The organism is Microbacterium sp. NPDC089321 (genome assembly GCF_040684935.1).
Classification (GTDB): domain Bacteria; phylum Actinomycetota; class Actinomycetes; order Actinomycetales; family Microbacteriaceae; genus Microbacterium.
Genome location: NZ_JBFBGX010000001.1, coordinates 857773 through 875358 on the forward strand (window position 1 = coordinate 857773; position 17586 = coordinate 875358).

17 protein-coding genes are annotated in these 17586 nt (G+C 67.4%); 13 read left to right on the forward strand and 4 right to left on the reverse strand.

Translation table 11 applies throughout. The features are described from left to right. Nucleotides 1-147: 147 nt before the first annotated feature. The 11 genes from rpmH to AB0N59_RS04075 all read left to right on the forward strand — a co-directional run bounded on the left by rpmH (nucleotide 148) and on the right by AB0N59_RS04075 (nucleotide 9494). Nucleotides 148-285, forward strand: a complete 138-nt coding sequence (gene rpmH, locus AB0N59_RS04025; protein WP_022879826.1) for a 50S ribosomal protein L34 — start codon at nucleotides 148-150, stop codon at nucleotides 283-285. Between the two features lie 6 nt (nucleotides 286-291). Continuing rightward, on the forward strand, nucleotides 292-642 hold the full coding sequence (rnpA, locus tag AB0N59_RS04030) for a ribonuclease P protein component (protein ID WP_363479068.1): 351 nt from the start codon (nucleotides 292-294) through the stop codon (nucleotides 640-642). Beyond that, nucleotides 639-989 carry a membrane protein insertion efficiency factor YidD gene (yidD, locus tag AB0N59_RS04035; RefSeq protein WP_363479071.1) on the forward strand — a complete coding sequence of 117 codons (351 nt, stop codon included), beginning with the start codon at nucleotides 639-641 and terminating at the stop codon, nucleotides 987-989. The genes rnpA and yidD overlap by 4 nt, the downstream gene beginning before the upstream one ends. Nucleotides 990-992: 3 nt before the next feature. Then, nucleotides 993-2000, forward strand: a complete 1008-nt coding sequence (gene yidC / locus AB0N59_RS04040; protein ID WP_363479074.1) for a membrane protein insertase YidC — start codon at nucleotides 993-995, stop codon at nucleotides 1998-2000. Beyond that, the gene (locus AB0N59_RS04045; protein ID WP_363479077.1) at nucleotides 2000-2485 is read left to right on the forward strand and encodes a R3H domain-containing nucleic acid-binding protein; all 486 of its coding nucleotides are present in this window, start codon (nucleotides 2000-2002) and stop codon (nucleotides 2483-2485) included. The genes yidC and AB0N59_RS04045 overlap by 1 nt, the downstream gene beginning before the upstream one ends. 61 nt (nucleotides 2486-2546) lie before the next feature. Then, complete coding sequence (rsmG, locus tag AB0N59_RS04050) at nucleotides 2547-3173, forward strand: 16S rRNA (guanine(527)-N(7))-methyltransferase RsmG (protein WP_363479080.1); 627 nt, start codon at nucleotides 2547-2549, stop codon at nucleotides 3171-3173. A 405-nt stretch (nucleotides 3174-3578) separates the two neighbouring features. After that, a complete protein-coding gene (locus AB0N59_RS04055; RefSeq protein ID WP_363479083.1) occupies nucleotides 3579-3878 on the forward strand; it encodes a GIY-YIG nuclease family protein in 300 nt (99 codons plus the stop codon). A gap of 1840 nt (nucleotides 3879-5718) precedes the next feature. Continuing rightward, on the forward strand, nucleotides 5719-6600 hold the full coding sequence (locus tag AB0N59_RS04060) for an AAA family ATPase (RefSeq protein ID WP_363479086.1): 882 nt from the start codon (nucleotides 5719-5721) through the stop codon (nucleotides 6598-6600). After that, on the forward strand, nucleotides 6600-7598 hold the full coding sequence (locus AB0N59_RS04065) for a ParB/RepB/Spo0J family partition protein (protein WP_363479089.1): 999 nt from the start codon (nucleotides 6600-6602) through the stop codon (nucleotides 7596-7598). The genes AB0N59_RS04060 and AB0N59_RS04065 overlap by 1 nt, the downstream gene beginning before the upstream one ends. Nucleotides 7599-7745: 147 nt before the next feature. Then, a complete protein-coding gene (locus tag AB0N59_RS04070; RefSeq protein WP_363479092.1) occupies nucleotides 7746-9194 on the forward strand; it encodes a sugar porter family MFS transporter in 1449 nt (482 codons plus the stop codon). A 9-nt stretch (nucleotides 9195-9203) separates the two neighbouring features. Continuing rightward, the gene (locus AB0N59_RS04075) at nucleotides 9204-9494 is read left to right on the forward strand and encodes a tryptophan synthase subunit alpha (protein WP_363479095.1); all 291 of its coding nucleotides are present in this window, start codon (nucleotides 9204-9206) and stop codon (nucleotides 9492-9494) included. A 108-nt stretch (nucleotides 9495-9602) separates the two neighbouring features. Here the strand turns inward: AB0N59_RS04075 and trxA are convergent, their stop codons facing one another. From trxA to AB0N59_RS04095, 4 genes are all read right to left on the reverse strand, one after another. Next, nucleotides 9603-9926, reverse strand: coding sequence for a thioredoxin (gene trxA / locus AB0N59_RS04080; RefSeq protein ID WP_204974995.1), 324 nt, complete (start codon nucleotides 9924-9926; stop codon nucleotides 9603-9605). A 62-nt stretch (nucleotides 9927-9988) separates the two neighbouring features. Then, nucleotides 9989-10963 carry a thioredoxin-disulfide reductase gene (trxB, locus tag AB0N59_RS04085; RefSeq protein ID WP_363479098.1) on the reverse strand — a complete coding sequence of 325 codons (975 nt, stop codon included), beginning with the start codon at nucleotides 10961-10963 and terminating at the stop codon, nucleotides 9989-9991. A 115-nt stretch (nucleotides 10964-11078) separates the two neighbouring features. After that, nucleotides 11079-12692, reverse strand: coding sequence for a murein biosynthesis integral membrane protein MurJ (gene murJ, locus AB0N59_RS04090; RefSeq protein ID WP_363479101.1), 1614 nt, complete (start codon nucleotides 12690-12692; stop codon nucleotides 11079-11081). Beyond that, nucleotides 12689-14785 carry a DUF6049 family protein gene (locus tag AB0N59_RS04095; RefSeq protein ID WP_363479103.1) on the reverse strand — a complete coding sequence of 699 codons (2097 nt, stop codon included), beginning with the start codon at nucleotides 14783-14785 and terminating at the stop codon, nucleotides 12689-12691. Before AB0N59_RS04095 ends, murJ begins: the two co-directional genes overlap by 4 nt. Nucleotides 14786-14883: 98 nt before the next feature. Between AB0N59_RS04095 and AB0N59_RS04100 the strand changes: the two genes are divergently transcribed. Both AB0N59_RS04100 and AB0N59_RS04105 read left to right on the forward strand, forming a co-directional pair. After that, entirely contained in the window at nucleotides 14884-16392 is a 1509-nt protein-coding gene (locus AB0N59_RS04100) for a methyltransferase (RefSeq protein WP_363479106.1), read from the forward strand. A gap of 29 nt (nucleotides 16393-16421) precedes the next feature. After that, on the forward strand, nucleotides 16422-17480 hold the full coding sequence (locus AB0N59_RS04105; RefSeq protein WP_363479109.1) for an LLM class flavin-dependent oxidoreductase: 1059 nt from the start codon (nucleotides 16422-16424) through the stop codon (nucleotides 17478-17480). Nucleotides 17481-17586 lie beyond the last annotated feature (106 nt).

A 17586-nucleotide genomic window follows, 5' to 3' on the forward strand; every position in this document is an offset into this window, starting at 1 on the left:
CCCGGTGCGGAGATCCACGGAATCCCCGGGCGGATTTGCCCTGCGCGGCGGCAGGTCGTACCCTTAATCGGTTGACTTATGCCATTTAGGCAGTACCCCCTGTCTCCGGATGCTTAGACCCGGTGACACCATTCCCGGAGTGATTCCATGAGCAAGCGCACTTTCCAGCCCAACAACCGTCGTCGCGCCAAGAAGCACGGCTTCCGCGCCCGCATGCGCACCCGCGCCGGCCGCGCCATCCTGTCGGCACGCCGCGCGAAGGGCCGCACCGAGCTCTCGGCGTAAAGCCCTGTGCTCGCCCGGCCGAATCGGCTGACCCGCGGCGTCGACTACCGGCAGGTGGTCCGTCGTGGCATCCGATGCGGCGGTCCGCGTCTGATCACCTCGGTGCTTCGTGGCGCGGATCAGCGGGCTCCCCGGTTCGGCTTCATCATCAGCAAGCAGGTAGGAACCGCCGTGGTTCGCAACACCGTTCGCCGACGCCTCAAGGCCGTGTGCGCGGAGTTCATCGACATGGTTCCCGAGGGCACGGATGTCGTCATCCGTGCCCTTCCTGCGTCCGCGACCGCGGACTTCGCCGCCCTTCGGACAGACGTCGAGCGCTGTCTGCGCCGCGTGCTGTCCGGAACGGCCCGCGCATGAGCGCGCTGCCGTCATATGCCTTCGGAACGGCGCGGTTCCGGGCATCCGATCTGCTGCGGGGGATCACGCTGCTGCCGCGCAACCTCGCCCTGGGATTTCTCACCCTCTACCGGGCTCTGATCTCACCGCTCTACGGGGACGTGTGCAGGTATTACCCGTCCTGTTCCGCGTACGCTGTAGGGGCGGTTCAGCAGAACGGCGCCGTGTGGGGAGCAGTGCTCTCCGTCTGGCGCATTCTGCGTTGCAATCCGTGGAGCGCGGGCGGCGTCGACGACGTCAAGCCCCACGCTCATTTCCGATACGAACTGACCCCCCGCGGGTTCGTCGTACCTGCTCGAAAGGACTGAACAGTGGACTTCCTGGGAATCATCCTGTGGCCGCTGAAGTGGGCTGTTGAGCTCATTCTCGTCGCATGGCACTGGCTGTTCACGACCATGGGCATGGCGCCGGCTGAGGGCATGACCTGGGTGCTGTCGATCGTCGGTCTGGTGATCGTGGTGCGCGCGGCGGTCTTCCCGCTGTTCGTCAAGCAGATCAAGAGCCAGCGCAAGATGATGGAAATCGCTCCTGAGCTGCGAAAAGTTCAGGAGAAGTACCGCGGCAAGAAGGATCAGCTGTCTCGTGAGGCCATGAGCCGCGAGACGATGGCGCTGTACAAGAAGCACGGCACGACGCCGATGTCGAGCTGCCTGCCGCTGCTGGTGCAGATGCCGATCTTCTTCGCCCTGTTCAGCGTGCTGAACGACGTGACCAAGCACCATAACGCCAGCACGGGCGGTGTGGGTCTGCTCAACGCCGAGCTCACCGAGCAGTTCTATGACGCCAAGGTGTTCGGCGCTGTGTCGCTGCACGAGAACCTCGGCGCCGCCTGGGAGGCGGGCAACACTCCGGCGATCGCACTGCTCGCGGTCCTCGTCGTGCTGATGATCGTGTCGCAGTTCTTCACTCAGCTGCAGATCATCTCGAAGAACCTGTCGCCCGAGGCCAAGACCGGCCAGGCGTACCAGATGCAGAAGATCATGCTCTACGTGCTGCCGCTGGGCTTCATCTTCTCGGGCGTCTTCTTCCCGCTCGGCGTTGTCATGTACTGGTTCGTGTCGAACCTGTGGACCATGGCGCAGCAGTTCCTCGTGATCCGCGAGATGCCGACCCCCGGCTCCGAGGCGGCGAAGGCGCGTGAAGAGCGCCTGGCTCGCAAGGGCAAGGCCGTCAACGCTCAGGGCAAGGTCGTTCCGATCGCCGTCTACGAGGCCGAAGAGCAGCGCAAGCTCGAAGAGGTCGAGAAGGCGAAGGCCGAGGCTCCCAAGCGTGAGCAGCCGATGAGCAAGAAGCGTGCGAAGAAGAAGGGCGCCAACTGATGACCGATGACGTGAAGGCCGCGCCGTCGGTCGAAGAGCTGGAGCACGAGGGCGACGTCGCCGCTGACTTCATCGAAGAGCTGCTCGACATCGCCGACATCGACGGCGACCTGAACCTCGACGTGCGCCAGGGTCGCGCCTATGTCTCTGTCGAAGCAGAGGGCAACGGACTCGCCCTGCTGTCTGCCCCCGACACCGTGCAGGCCCTGCAGGAGCTGACGCGTCTGGCCGTGCAGAATCAGACCGGCACGTTCTCTCGCATGATCCTCGACATCGGCGGATCCCGCGACACGCGCCGCCGTCAGCTGGAGCAGTTGGTGGATGCTGCCGTCGCGAAGCTCGACGAGGGTGCGACGCAGGCATCCCTGCCCTCGATGTCGAGCTACGAGCGCAAGCTCGTGCACGACATCGTGTCGGAGCGCGGGCTGACGTCGGAGTCCTACGGTGAGGGTGCCGATCGGCACACGGTGATCTCGCGCGGCTGAGCGCGATGTTTCACGTGAAACGAACCGAGCTTCGCGGCAGTTGCGACTGGAGGATGCTGAGATGACGAATCCTGCTGTCGAACCCGAGCCCTCTGTTGCAGCGGAGTTGTTCGGTGACCGCATCGACCTGGCCCGTCGGTTCACCGCTGCGCTCGTCGCGGAGGGTGAGCTGCGCGGACTGATCGGTCCGCTCGAGCTGCCGCGCATCTGGACGCGGCACATTCTCAACTCGGCAATTGCTGCACCGCTCTTCTACGGCTCTGTCGCTGATGTCGGTTCGGGCGCAGGTCTTCCCGGACTCGTCCTCGCGATCAGCCGGCCTGACGTGCAGTGGACCCTCATCGAGCCGATGGACCGCCGCGTCACCTGGCTGAACGAGCAGGTTGATGCCCTGGGCCTCGACAACGTCAAGGTCATGCGCGCCCGCGCTGAAGACGTCGGGCTCGAGTTCGACGTCGTGACCGCACGCGCGGTCAGCGCGATGCGCACGCTGGTGCCGATCACCGCGCCGCTGGTGAAAGACGGCGGGGAGCTCATCCTGCTCAAGGGGCACAACGTGCCGGCCGAGATCGACTCTGCGCAGAAGGTGCTCAAGAAGCACAAGGTGACCGATGTCACGGTTCAGGTGCTGGGGGAGGATCTTCTCTCCGAGACGACCCGTGTCGTCCGCGCTCGCGTTCGCGCCTGAACCCGGTCGTTGACCGAGCGAAGCGAGTCGACACGCAGCGTCAGAGTGCACTCCCTGAATGACTCGGTCGTTGAGCGAGCGAAGCGAGTCGAAACGCGGCACCCGGCTCGATGAGCGCGACCGGACCTCAACAACCGGTCGTTGAGCGAGCGGAGCGAGTCGAAACGCCGCTTCAGCCCGAGTTCTTTCGGCGCCGCCCTTCTCGGTCAATGATCACGTCGCGCGACGTTTCACGTGAAACGCCCCGGTTGCCCCTCCCGACCGCGGTTCGTGAGCGGATGCCTGAACGACACGGGCCGAACTCAATGCTGTGACTCCTTCTGCACATCGAGCTCGCTCGATCGTCTTGTCCAGATCTGCAATATGCCGCCGATGCTGACTCTCTCGGCGAGCTACATTCGCGTGATGACCGGATACACCTACATCCTGCGATGCTCAGATGGCACGTTCTACGCGGGAAGCACGAAGTACCTCGCGGACCGGATCGAAGCGCATCGTCAGGGGTTGGGTAGTGACTACACGACGAATAGGTGTCCACTCGAGCTGGTCTGGTCGGCCGAGTTCGCTCGTATTGACGAGGCTTTCGCGCTTGAGAAGCAGATTCAAGGCTGGAGTCACGCCAAGCGCCTCACTTTCATCGAAGGCGGCTGGGACGCGATCAAGGGGTGGAGTGCGCGGGAAAGAGCGCTCCGCGGCGAGCGGTAGCGCTGAGTTGCCTGTGTGCATGGGGCCCGGAGCCTCGTAACAGACGCATGTTTCACGTGAAACGTGCTCGAAGATCGGGAGTCGTCTCGTCCCCGCGCTCCTCGCTCAATGACCGGCGGTCGTGGTTCACATAAAACGCGCGCACGAGGCGTTTCGCCGCACCTTGGGAAGATGGAAGGTCAGGGCATTGAGCGAGCGGAGCGAGTCGAGACGCCCCGGTGTGTTCGGGCGTGGTGGCATTTCGACTCGTCGCTGCGCTCCTCGCTCAATGACCGGGGAGAGGTGTTTCACGTGAAACATGCTCACGAGAGCTCGCCCGGTACTCCAGGGAAGGAGAAGGTCCCGGACGTTGAGCGAGCGGAGCGAGCCGAAACGCCCGACGTGCACGGGCATGGTGACATTTCGTCTCGTCGCTGCGTTCCTCGCTCAATGACCGGGGAACGGTGTTTCACGTGAAACATGCGCGAGACGACGCCCCGAACCTCAGGGAAGGGGTAGGTGTCGGACGTCGAGCGCGCGGAGCGAGTCGAAACGGGGCTAAGGCGATGCATTTCGTCTCGTCGCTGCGTTCCTCGCTCAATGACCGGGGAAGCGTGGTTCACGTGAAACATGCGCGAGACGACGCCCCGAACCTCAGGGAAGGGGTAGGTGTCGGACGTCGAGCGCGCGGAGCGAGTCGAAGCGGGGCTAAGGCGATGCATTTCGTCTCGTCGCTGCGTTCCTCGCTCAATGACCGGGGAAGCGTGTTTCACGTGAAACATGCGCGAGACGACGCCCCGAACCTCAGGGAAGGGTAGGTTCCGGACGTTGAGCGAGCGGAGCGAGTCGAAACGCCCGACGTGCACGAGCGTGGCGGCATTTCGTCTCGTCGCTGCGCTCCTCGCTCAATGATCGAGAAGGGTGTTTCACGCGAAACACCCTCACGAGGCGTAGACGCGCCTCAGGGAAGGGGAGGTCTCGGAGGTTGAGCGATCGAAGCGGGGCGAACCCCCGGTGTGCTCGGGCATGGTGGCATTTCGACTGGTCGCTACGCTCCTCGCTCAATGACCGGGGAGGACGAGCATTTCGTCTCGTCGCTGCGCTCCTCGCTCAACGACCGGGGGTGTTTCACGTGAAACAGTCTCACGCGACGTTGCGTCGCACCCCAGGGAGGAAAGGGTCCGGACGTTGAGCGAGCGGAGCGAGCGGAGCGAGTCGAAACGCCCGACGTGCACGAGCAGGGTGGCATTTCGTCTCGTCGCTGCGCTCCTCGCTCAATGACCGGGGAGGACGAGCATTTCGACTCGTCGCTGCGCTCCTCGCTCAATGACCGGGGAAAGGTGTTTCACGTGAAACTTGCTCACGGGATCTTGCCCCGTACCTCAGGGACGGGGAGCGACTCGGACGTTGAGCGAGCGTAGCGAGTCGAAACGCGACGTCATGCGATGCATTTCGACTCGCTGCGCTCCTCGCTCAATGACCGGACGTTGAGCGAGCGTAGCGAGTCGAAACGCCCGACGTGTGCGAGCATGGTGGCATTTCGTCTCGTCGCTGCGCTCCTCGCTCAATGACCGGAGAAGCGTGTTTCACGTGAAACATGCGAACGAGACGTCGCGCAGCACCTCAGGAAGCGGAAGATCCCGGACGTTGAGCGAGCGGAGCGAGTCGAAACGGGATCTCATGCGATGCATTTCCACTCGTCGCTGCGCTCCTCGCTCAATGACCTTTCGATGCTGCGCTCCTCGCTCAATGACGGGAGGGGCGTGGGGGAGGGATCACGTAGAGTGGTAGGCGGTCCCGAAAGGAGTCGATGTTTCACGTGAAACCATCCGACAACGCATCGCCGAACAACGATTTCGGGATGGATACCCCGCTCGCTCGGGAACTGGCAGACCTCTCGTCACGACGCAAAGCGCTCAAGGCGGTCGAGGTGCAGTTCAGCGGAGACACTCGCGTCTTCACGGTCTCGAACCAGAAGGGCGGCGTGGGCAAGACCACGACCGCGGTCAATCTGGCATCCGCCCTCGCCGATCTCGGCGCGAAGGTGCTCGTGATCGACCTCGATCCACAGGGGAACGCCTCGACGGCACTCGGGGTCGCCCATTCCGCAGACACCAAGAGCATCTATGACGTGCTGATCAACGATCTTCCCTTCGGTGAGATCGTGCAGGACAGCCCGGAATCCCCGAATCTGCGCTGTGCACCCAGCACCATCCACCTCGCCGGCGCTGAGATCGAGCTCGTCTCGCAGGTTGCGCGGGAGTTCCGCCTTCGCCGCGCGCTCGAAGAGTACCTGAGCGACAATCCGGTGGACTTCGTCATCATCGACTGCCCGCCGTCGCTGGGGCTGCTCACGATCAACGCGTTCACCGCCGCATCCGAGGTGCTCATCCCCATTCAGTGCGAGTACTACGCGCTCGAGGGCCTGAGCCAGCTGCTCGGCAGCATCCAGATGATCCAGAAGCACCTCAATCCCGAACTTCACCTCTCGACGATCCTGCTGACGATGTACGACGCGCGCACGCGCCTCGCCCAGCAGGTCGCCGACGAGGTGCGAACCCACTTCCCGCAGCAGGTGCTCAACGCCGTGATCCCGCGCTCGGTGCGGGTATCCGAAGCGCCCAGCTTCGGACAGACCGTCATCTCGTATGACGGCACCTCGGCCGGCGCCGTCGCCTACCGGGAAGCAGCAGTCGAGATCGCGCAGCGCAAGGAATCCGCCGCGCAGAACAAGGGAGCATGATGGCCAAGCGCACTGGACTCGGTCGGGGGATCGGCGCACTCATTCCGACGACGGATCAGGCGGAGCGTCCCGTCGACGTCTTCTTCCCCGGCGCGACGAAGGTGAAGACGGATGCCAGCCCCTCCACCTCCGACACGAGCACCGCCACGACGAACGAGCCCGAGAAGGCCGACGCAGAGCTGTCGCAGGTCCCCGGTGTGCGTCTGATCCAGGTCGATCCGAACAGCATCGTCCCCAACCCGCGCCAGCCGCGTACGCACTTCGACGAGGATCACCTCGCCGAGCTCGTGCACAGCGTCCGCGAATTCGGCGTGCTCCAGCCGGTCATCGTCCGCGAGAACGCGGACGGCGAGTACGAGCTCATCATGGGAGAGCGCCGCACGCGTGCGGCACGGGAAGCCGGCCTGAACGCGATCCCCGCGATCGTCCGCGAGACCGCCGACGAAGACCTCCTCCGCGACGCACTGCTCGAGAACCTGCACCGCTCGCAGCTCAACCCCCTGGAAGAGGCATCCGCCTACCAGCAGCTGCTCGAGGACTTCGGGATCACCCAGGAGGAGTTGGCCGCCCGCATCGGCCGCTCTCGCCCCCAGATCAGCAACACGATCCGCCTGCTCCGTCTGCCCGTTCCTGTGCAGCAGCGCGTCGCGGCCGGCGTGCTGTCGGCAGGCCACGCCCGCGCGATCCTGTCGGTCGAGACCCCTGAGCAGATGCAGCGCCTCGCAGACAAGGTCGTGAACGAAGACCTCTCGGTGCGCGCCACCGAGGCTGCGGCCAAGACGCTGCCGAGCTCTCCTGGAACGACGAGCAAGCCCACCGCCGGTGCGCGCCGCGCCTACCTCGACGAGGTCTCGCACAAACTCGGTGACCGCCTCAACACGCGGGTGCAGATCACGCTCGGTGCACGAAAAGGCCAGCTCAAGATCGAATTCGCCTCGATCCAGGACCTCAATCGCATCCTCGCCGAGCTCGGCGAAGAGGAGTTCGGCTCGCGCTGACCCACGCAGCCACAGCAGCTGAGCACCGGAATCCCCGGTGCTCAGCTGCTTTCCGCGATGTATCGCCGCCGTCTGCTCGGCACCACCCCTTTCAGACGGCACCCGCGCTCCGCTAGCATCCGGAGCACCGACCGGAGGAGGGGAATCATGACCGATTCAGCCAGCAGGAGACCCGCGAGCGGGATCCGCGGAAGAGTGATCGGCGTGAGCATCGCAGCCGCGTTGGGAGGCTTCCTCTTCGGCTTCGACACCGCGGTGATCAACGGGGCGGTGGATGCCCTCGCGGGCGCCTTCGACCTCGGCGTGGGCCTCAAGGGCTTCGCTGTCTCATCGGCGCTCATCGGCTGCGCTATCGGCGCCTGGTTCGCCGGCCCTGTGGCGAACCGCTTCGGCCGCATCCCGACGATGATCGTGGCCGCCGTGCTCTTCCTCGTCTCGGCAGTCGGATCCGGTCTCGCGTTCGGCGTGATCGACCTCATCATCTGGCGCGTCGTCGGCGGCTTCGGCGTCGGTGCGGCGTCGGTGATCGCGCCGGCGTACATCGCCGAGGTCTCGCCGGCGCACGTACGCGGGCGGCTCGGCTCGCTGCAGCAGCTCGCGATCGTGATGGGCATCTTCGTCGCGCTGCTCTCGGATGCCCTGCTCGCGAACGTCGCTGGGGGAGCGGCGGAGCCCCTCTGGGGGCTGGAGGCCTGGCGCTGGATGTTCATCGCCGAGGCGATCCCCGCCGTCGTCTACGGGCTCATGGCGATGCGCCTGCCGGAGTCGCCGCGCTACCTCGTCGCGCGCGGTGACGTCGAGAAGGCCGCGGAGGTGCTCACCCTCGTCACCGGAACCATCGACGTGAAGGCCAAGATCACCGAGATCACCGGCACGATCAACACCGAGCGCAGCGAGTCGCTCAGTGACCTTCGCGGACACCGCTTCGGGCTGAAGCCGATCGTCTGGGTCGGCATCCTGCTGAGCATCTTCCAGCAGTTCGTCGGCATCAACGTGATCTTCTACTACTCGACGACGCTGTGGCGGTCGGTCGGCTTCGACGAGTCGGATGCCCTGACGATCACCGTCATCACCTCGGTGACGAACATCGTCGTCACGATCATCGCGATCCTGCTGGTCGATCGCGTGGGACGCCGCCTGATGCTCATGGTCGGCTCGATCGGCATGGCTCTCACATTGGGTCTGATGGCCGTCGCGTTCTCGTTCGGAACGCTGGATGCCGAGGGCGCGGTCGCCCTTCCCGACCCGTGGGCGACGATCGCGCTGATCAGCGCCAACGCGTTCGTGGTGTTCTTCGGAGCGACCTGGGGCCCGCTGGTGTGGGTTCTGCTGGGGGAGATGTTCCCCAACTCCATCCGCGCCGGAGCGCTCGCTGTCGCCGCCGCGGCGCAGTGGGCGGCGAACTTCTTCATCTCGACGACGTTCCCCGCGTTCGCCGAGATCGGGCTCACGTTCGCATACGGCTTCTACGCGTTCTTCGCGCTGCTGTCGTTCTTCTTCGTCTACTTCAAGGTGGCCGAGACGAAGGGCAAGGAGCTCGAGTCGATGACCGAGGATGTCACGGTCGAGCGCCGCAGACGGGTTCAGCGCTCGTAGAATTGTGTGGTGATCCCCTCGTTCCCGCGTCGTGCCAGCCTCGAAGTGCTGCGCGCCGAAGCGGGTGACGAGCGCTCGGTGCTGGTGCACGAGCGCCTGCGCAGCGGCGAGGATCCCTGGGATTTCATGTCTGAGCTGCCGTCGGTCGACGAGCTGGTGGTTCTGCTGCTGCGCACCGACGTCTACGAGGACCGCGGCGGCAACCCGCGGGATCCCCGCTGGAACGACGTGGTGCTGCGCAGCATCGCCCACGAGTATCCCGAGCTGAGCCCGACCGTCTGGCGGATGCTGGCCGCATAGCCGGCGCATCCACGAGCGCCGCGAATCCGCCAGCGCCGCGAACCCGGCATCCGGATGCAGAAAGCGCGCCACCTCGAAGAGGTGACGCGCTTTCGCTGTACGTGGGGATCAGCCGATGAACGGCGCGAGATCCTGCTCGAGGGCGAACTTCGGCTTGGCGCCGATGATGGTCGTCTTGACCTCACCGCCCTGGAACACCTTCATCGCCGGGATCGAGGTGATCTGGTACTTCATCGCCAGGTCGGGGTTCTCGTCGACGTTGAGCTTGAGGATCGTGATCTTGTCGGGGTTCTCGGCCTGGATCTCATCGAGAACGGGCGCGACCATGCGACACGGACCGCACCACGCGGCCCAGAAGTCGACCAGCACGGGTCCTTCGGCCTGCAGAACGTCCTGCTCCCAGGTTGCCTGAGTGGTTGCCTTGGCAGTCATGGATTGTCTCCTTGTTCGGTGTCCACCTGATCAAACGTCAGGAGGGAGGAATGTGTTCCCGATCAGCTCGCGATGATCTCGGCGGCGAGGGCGGCGGGCTCTTCGACCGAGGCGTCTTCGAGGTCTGCGATGAAGTGCTCGGCGTCGAGCGCTGCGACGACGCCCGACCCGGCCGCGGTGGCGGCCTGGCGGTAGGTCGGGTCGATCACGTCGCCCGCGGCGAAGACGCCGGGGACCGAGGTGCGCGACGAACGGCCGTCGACCCAGATGGTGCCGGCGTCGGTGAGCTGCAGCTTGTCGTGCACGAGGTGCGTGCGCGGGTCGTTGCCGATGGCGACGAACACGCCGTCGACGGCGAGCTCACGGGTCGTGTCGTCGACGGTCGAGCGCAGGCGGACGCCGTTGACCGAGTCGCCGCCGAGGATCTCGTCGACGGTGCTGTTCCACACGAACTCGATCTTCTCGTTCGCGAACGCGCGCTCCTGCATGATCTTCGAGGCGCGCAGCGAGTCTTTGCGGTGGATGACGTACACCTTCGACGCGAAGCGGGTGAGGAAGGTGGCCTCTTCCATGGCCGAGTCGCCGCCGCCGACGACCGCGATCTCCTTCTCGCGGAAGAAGAAGCCGTCGCACGTCGCGCACCACGAGACGCCATAGCCCGAGAGGCGCTCTTCGCCCTCGATGCCCAGCTTGCGGTATGCGGATCCGGTCGCGTAGATGATGGTGGACGCCTCGTGCACGGCGCCGCTGCCGAGGATGACCTTCTTGACCGGGCCGTCGAGCTCGAGCTCGGTGACATCGTCGTAGAGCACCTCGGTGCCGAACTTCTCGGCCTGCGCCTGCAGCTTGGCCATCAGATCAGGACCCTGGATGCCCTCGGGGAAACCCGGGAAGTTCTCGACATCGGTCGTGTTCATCAGCTCGCCGCCGACCTCGACGGTGCTCGCGACCAGCAGCGGCTTGAGGTTGGCACGCGCCGCGTAGATCGCGGCGGTGAATCCGGCGGGGCCGGAGCCGATGATGATGACCTGACGCATGTGCTCTCCTAAGGCGGCTGATGTTCAGCAGGCGCGGTGATCCGCGTCATCTGCGTAAACCCATGGTAACCGCGCGGCATTCCCGGGCGCTGTGCGGCGCCTCGCGAGCGGCGGCTCAGCGACCGGGCAGGAACCGGCGCAGCAGCGAGCCGGCAGCGCCGAGCTCGGGAGTGCGCATGAGGGCGAGCAGGCCGGCGTACACGGCGACCACCACACCGCCCACGAGCGCGGCCCCGAGGGCGCCGAGAAGCTGCGACTGGGTCATCCACCCGTCGGACCCGCCGCACAGCAGATACACGCCCCATCCGGCGAAGCCCGCCGGCACCGCGGCGATCGAGAACCACCCCAGTGCGCCCATCCATCGGCGTGCGCCGAGGGGGCCCAGTCGCCGGTGCAGCAGCCAGATCGCGAGCAGCGTCTGCACGGTGCTCGCGATGGACTGCCCGAGAGCGACGGCGGCGGCGAGGTGCGTGATGTCGAGCATCCCGGCATCGACCATCAGCCGGGCGCCGAGCGCGGTCGCGACCACGACCACGCACTGCACGAGGGTGAACAGCAGCGGAGTCCTGGTGTCGCTGTAGGCGTAGAACGCGCGCTGCACCATGAAGATCACGGTCAGGGGCACCAGGCTCACGAGGTAGGCGAGCAGCACGAGGGCGGCGGCCTCGGCATCCGGAGCCGACCTCGTGAACACCCGCGACGCGGGCACGGCCGCAGCGACCACAGCAGCCAGCGCGCCGACGATGAAGAAGCCCAGGGTGCGCACGGCGCGCGAGATATCGGCGATCACCTCGTCGTCGCGCCCGGCGACGGCGTGCTCGCTGATGCGCGTGAAGTAGGGGGTGCCGATCGACAGCACGATGATCGAGTAGGGGAGCATGAACACCAGCCAGGCGTTCGACATCACCGTGCTGCCCGCGCCCGAGCCCGAGGCCAGGTTGGCGACGTTGGTCTGCAGGAATCCGGTGGCGAGGCTCACCAGAGCCATCAGCAGGGTCCAGCTGGCGAGCTTGCCGACGTCGCCGAGCCCGACGCCGCGCCAGTGGAAGTCGGGACGGATGTGGATGCCGGTGCGCCGCCAGAACAGCATCAGCACCGCCGCCTGCACCAGGATGCCGAGGGTGGCCGTGCCGCCGAGTGCGGCGATCATCATCGGCGTCCACTGATCGACGTCGACCAGCTCGGTGCCGAAGACGGCCCCGATCACGAGGAAGCCGATGATCGACAGGATGTTGTTGACGACGGGCGCCCACGTGAACGGCCCGAAGATGTTGCGGGCGTTCAGCGTCTCGCCGACGATGGCGTACAGGCCGTAGAACACGATCTGCGGCAGGCACCAGTAGGCGAACGCGATGGCAAGGGCCGCCTGCTCACCGCCCTTCGGCAGCTGCACCGAGACGAGCCATGGGGTGAGGATCGCGGCGACGCCGGTGGCGACGATGAGCACGACGGTGCCGAGGGTGAACAGCTTCGAGATGAACGCGCTGCCTCTGTCGTCGTGCCGGGCCGCGGCGACGATCTGCGGCACGATCACCGCGGTGAGCAGACCCACCGAGATGAGGTTGAAGATGCTGTTGGGCAGCTTGTTGGCGACGTCGAACGCATCAGCCGCCTGAGAGCCGACAGCGCCGAGGACGAGCACGAGCACGATCGTGCGCAGCAGTCCGGTGACGCGCGAGATCATCGTGCCCGCGCCGATCAGTGCGCTGGCGCGGCCGAGACTCGTCACTTGCTCTCCTCAGGGGTGTCGTCTGCGGCATCCGCCCGGCGTCGCCGAACCATGCGCACGATGCCGACGATCAGCAGCAGCCCGATCACTCCGCCGAGGATGCCGAGGCCGATGCCCTCCCAGTCGGCGCGCAGCGTGACATCGGCGACCTCGGGCTGGCCGATGGGCACGCCCGCGTCGCTCTCGAGGCGGAAGCGGACATCGACCTCGCCACTCGCGACCCGCGCCTCGATCGGCACGTCGACGCGGGTGGCGCTCGAGGCGAGGGCCGTCACCGGGGTGACGGGCTGGATGTCGAGACGGTTGTCGGACGGGGTGCTGAACAGGTTGACGGTGACCGGCCACGGCAGGTCGTTGCGCACCCACACCGGCAGGGGCGCTGCCGAGGTGAACAGCTGCACCGGCTTGGGCTTCTGGACGGTCACCGACGTGAGCGTGGTGTTCACGCGGTCGGCGTGCGCCGCGGTGCGCTCGGTGAACTGCTCGTCGTCGAGGCCGACGCCGATCGTGCGCAGCACGCGGATGCGCTCGGGGGCCATCAGCACGTCAGGCTCATCGAGGATCGTCGCGAAGGCGGCGAGCCGGTCTTCACCCGCGAGCATGCTGTTGAGCTCGGCGACGCGTGCACCCGCGGTCGTCTCGGTGAGGGTGACGGATGCCGGTGCTCCGGTGCGCAGCGCGCTCAGCGTCGCACCGGGGGAGGCGAAGGCCACGAGCGCCTCGCGCAGCGCCTCGGGGGAGCGGGTCTCGGAGCGGTCGAGCGCGACGGCGGTCAGCTCGCTGCTGCGACCTGCGAAGAAGAGGTGGCCGGCGGTCCCCGCCAGCTGTGCTTCGGCCGCCGCGGGATCGGAGCGCTCGACGGCCGCAGACAGGCGGGCCGACGCCGAGGCATCGGTGACCAGCAGGTCGCGGGCGCCCACGGCGCTGTGCACGGCCGATGCGCCCTGCACGGCCGTGGAGGGCAGGATCGTCGTCACCCGGTCGCCGAGGTATCCGCCGAACGCCGCGAGGTCTTTCTCGGTGATGCCGGCTCGCGGCCAGAGGATGCCGGCCTGCGAGCCGCGGACGGCCGTGAGCTCGCTGTTGTCAGGCAGCTCGGGCTCGGCGCTCGGAAGCGGTGTGGGGGTCGGCTCCGATGTCGCTTCGGGCTCGGGCTCGACGGCGGGGAAGTCGGCGGGATCGAGGAGCGGAGCGAGGTCGGGCTCGGCGAGCAGCTGCGCCCGACCCGACTGCGCCTGCACCGTGGCATCGGCGTCGCCGAACTGCAGGGTGAACATGTCGTTCGGCAGGGCCTCGAAGCTCTCGAGCCACTGCGTCGCGCTCACCGGGGCCGACTCGCCGAGAACCCGGATCGCCGCAGGGATCGAGGGGTCGATGGCGAGGATGGCGCTGGTTCCCGAGACCGCCTCGACGAGATCGGTGAGAGCGCCGTCGTCGGCGGTGAGCGCGCTCAGCTCGTCGGCGGTGAGCAGTCCGCCGCTCTCGGGCGTCGCGGTGACGGGCACGATCACCGCGGTGCGACTGTCTGTCGGCGCCGTGACGACGACGACCGACTCTGCGGTGACGTTCCACGGCACGGTCTCGCCGTCGGCATCGGTGGTGGTGGCCCCGTTGAGGCGCGCCTTGAGCGGGTACACGCCTGGTGCGAGGGTGCCGAGGTCGGCGGCGTCGACGCTCACGCTCACCGAGTCGTCTGCGCCGTCGGCCACAACGGGGCTGCTCTCGGTGACGACGGTGCGGAACCCGCCGCCGGCCGTGCCCCCGTCGAGCCACGCGTCGAGGGCGGCGCCGTCGGCCAGGGGAGTCGTGTTCAGCTCGACGCTGACGCTTCCCGCGGTGAGGTCGCTGTCGGTGGGGTTGTCGATCGTGACGGTTCCGAGCATCGGCGTGCCCGGGGCGATCTCGCCACCCGCTCCGACAGAGAGGAACAGCTCGACGGCCGGGTCGGCCGGCTGCTCGGCATCCGCGTCGTCCGCGAGAGCGGCGGGCGAGACGCCGAACCCGAGCGAGCCGACCACGACCACCGCGGCGAGGCGGCTCAGCAGCCGTCGCGCGCGCGGGCGGGGGCCTTCGCGAGGGATCGTCGAGTTCATGTGTGCGGGTCGGCGGCTTCGGGAATCCGGCACCGACGACGCCCCCGATTCTAGGTGGCGACACCTCGCGAACCCTGAAGGCGCGTAGAGTGACGGCCGTGCCGCACCGCGCTCAGCCCTTCCCAGACGCCCCTCTCGCGCGGGCGCTCGCCGCCGATCTCGACGCAGCCGACTTCCGCTCGCAGCCGCTGAGGCGGCTGTGGGGTGAAGAGGCGGACGACGCCGTCGGTCGCGGCCTGCGGGAGCCGATCCTGCGCGCACTGGGCGGGCGAGACGACGTCCTGCCGACGCTGGGCCGGCTGTGGGTGCTCGGGATGCCGCAGCCGCGCGACGCGGTCGAGCGGGCCCTGCCGCAGCTCGGCGTCGAGGGCGCCGAGGCGCTCGGCCTTGCCCGGGTCGACGGCGGCGACGTGCATCCTGAAGCGCTGATCCGGCCGCAGTCGTTCGTGGATGCCGACGGCGTCGGCGAATGGTGGATCGCGAGCGACCTCGACGAGATCGCCCTCGGCGCCTCGCTGCCCGCCGATCACGTGCTGGGCGTCGGCGGCGCATCGCGCACGCTCGCCGAGCTGGTCATCCCCGTGCCGATCGGGCGGGCGCTCGACCTCGGCACCGGATGCGGGATCCAGGCGCTGCTGGTCTCGCGGCACGCTGCCGGTGTCGTGGCGACCGACATCTCGGCTCGCGCGCTGGCCTATGCAGAGCTGAACGCGCTGCTGAACGGCGTGCACAACATCGAGTTCCGTCTGGGCAGCCTCTTCGAGCCCGTCGCGGGGGAGTCGTTCGATCTCATCGTCTCGAACCCGCCCTTCGTCATCACCCCGCGCGCGTCGGGTGTGCCCGAGTACGAGTACCGCGATGGCGGGCTCGTGGGCGATGCCCTGGTCGAGGAGTTCCTGCGCAGCGCTCCCGCGCATCTCGCCCCCGGCGGCATCGCGCAGCTGCTCGGCAACTGGGAGTCGCGCGGCGGTGCTCGCGGCCTCGACCGCGTGCGATCGTGGATCGGCGACGAGCTCGACGCCTGGGTGATCCAGCGCGAAGAGCTCACCCCGCTCGGGTACGCCGAGCTCTGGATCCGCGACGGGGGGACGCTCCCGCGGGATGCCGAGTTCACCCGCCTGCTCACCGCGTGGCTCGACGACTTCGCCGAGCGTGACGTGACCGCTGTCGGATTCGGGTACATCCTGCTGCGCCGCCCGCCGGCGAACCACCACGTGCTGCGTCGCTTCGAGACGGTCTCGCAGCCGGTGTCGAACCTCGGGCGGGCACTCGGGGCCGGTCTCGCCGCACACGACGCTCTCGCCGAGGGCATCCCCGCCCGGCTCACGGTCGCACCCGACGTGACCGAGGCCCGCCATCTCATGCCGGGAGAAGACGACCCGAGCGCCATCGAGCTGCGCCAGGGCGGGGGCTTCGGCCGCACGATCGGCGTCGACAGCGCACTGGCCGGGTTCGTCGGCGCGTGCGACGGCGAGCTCACGGTCGCGCAGATCGCCGCCGCGCTCGCCGACCTCTTCGACGTGCCGCTCGCCGATCTGTGGGCCGACCTCGAGCCGCGCATCCGTCAGCTGGTGCTCGACGGCGTTCTTCTGCCCGCCGCGGAATAGCATCCGGCTTACATGCGTTCGCATACGACATGAAGGCATTCGGCTTCCTCTCCTTCGGGCACTACCAGGACGTGCCCGGCTCTGTCACCCGCACCGCCGGCGACATGCTGCGCCAGACCATCGAGCTCGCCGAGGGCGCCGACGAGATCGGCGTCAACGGCGCATACGTGCGGGTGCACCACTGGGCCCGCCAGGCCGCGTCGCCCATGCCGCTGCTGTCGGCGATGGCCGCCCGCACCAAGCGCATCGAGGTCGGCACGGGCGTGATCGACATGCGGTACGAGAACCCGTTCCAGTTCGCCGAGGAGGCCGCGGCGCTCGACCTGATCGCCGACGGACGCATCGCCCTGGGTGTGAGCCGCGGGTCACCCGAGACAGCGCTGCGGGGCTACGAGACCTTCGGCTTCCGCGACGAGGAGGACACCGAGCGCGGCAGCGTGCTGGCCCGTGAGAAGTTCGACCTGTTCCTCAAGGTGATCGACGGTGAGCGCATCGCACCCGGCGACCCGCGAATGGTCGGCCCTGGGCAGTACCTGGCCATCGAGCCGCAGTCGCCTACGCTCCGCGACCACATCTGGTGGGGAGCGGGGTCGCGCGCGACCGCCGAGGCCACGGGGCGCATGGGCCTGAACATGATGAGCTCGACCCTGCTCACCGAGGCCACGGGCCAGCCGTTCCACGAGCTGCAGCGCGAGCAGATCGATCTGTTCCGCGCCGCGTACACGCAGGCCGGCCACACGGGAGCGCCCCGGGTGTCGGTGAGCCGCAGCGTGTTCCCGCTGGTCAGCGACCGCGACCGCGCGTACTTCGGCATGCGCTCGCGCGAGAACAATGACCAGGTCGGCATCATCGACGGATACCGCTCGACGTTCGGCAAGACCTACGCGGCCGAACCAGACGAGCTGATCGAGCAGCTCCGCGCCGACGAGGCCGTCATGGCCGCCGACACGCTCATGCTGACCATCCCGAACCAGCTGGGTCCGGAGTACAACCTGCACGTGCTGCAGGCCTTCGCCGAGCACGTCGCTCCCGCGCTGGGCTGGAAGCCCAACACCGAAGGACCCGTGCAGGGCGACCCCGTAGCCTGACCCGCCTCGACCCCGGCGCGCAAGGGACGCGCCGGGGTTCACCGAGGGTTCACGAGACGGTCGAAGAAGACGGAAGACGGTTACCGAGCGGTCATCCGAGGGGACT

Coding starts and splice junctions, on each gene's coding strand:
- rpmH (WP_022879826.1), top strand. CDS start 148: ATGAGCAAGCGCACTTTCCAGCCCAACAACCGTCGTCGCGCCAAGAAG.
- yidD (WP_363479071.1), top strand. CDS start 639: ATGAGCGCGCTGCCGTCATATGCCTTCGGAACGGCGCGGTTCCGGGCA.
- AB0N59_RS04045 (WP_363479077.1), top strand. CDS start 2,000: ATGACCGATGACGTGAAGGCCGCGCCGTCGGTCGAAGAGCTGGAGCAC.
- rsmG (WP_363479080.1), top strand. CDS start 2,547: ATGACGAATCCTGCTGTCGAACCCGAGCCCTCTGTTGCAGCGGAGTTG.
- AB0N59_RS04055 (WP_363479083.1), top strand. CDS start 3,579: ATGACCGGATACACCTACATCCTGCGATGCTCAGATGGCACGTTCTAC.
- AB0N59_RS04060 (WP_363479086.1), top strand. CDS start 5,719: ATGGATACCCCGCTCGCTCGGGAACTGGCAGACCTCTCGTCACGACGC.
- AB0N59_RS04065 (WP_363479089.1), top strand. CDS start 6,600: ATGGCCAAGCGCACTGGACTCGGTCGGGGGATCGGCGCACTCATTCCG.
- AB0N59_RS04070 (WP_363479092.1), top strand. CDS start 7,746: ATGACCGATTCAGCCAGCAGGAGACCCGCGAGCGGGATCCGCGGAAGA.
- trxA (WP_204974995.1), bottom strand. CDS start 9,926: ATGACTGCCAAGGCAACCACTCAGGCAACCTGGGAGCAGGACGTTCTG.
- trxB (WP_363479098.1), bottom strand. CDS start 10,963: ATGCGTCAGGTCATCATCATCGGCTCCGGCCCCGCCGGATTCACCGCC.
- AB0N59_RS04095 (WP_363479103.1), bottom strand. CDS start 14,785: ATGAACTCGACGATCCCTCGCGAAGGCCCCCGCCCGCGCGCGCGACGG.
- AB0N59_RS04105 (WP_363479109.1), top strand. CDS start 16,422: ATGAAGGCATTCGGCTTCCTCTCCTTCGGGCACTACCAGGACGTGCCC.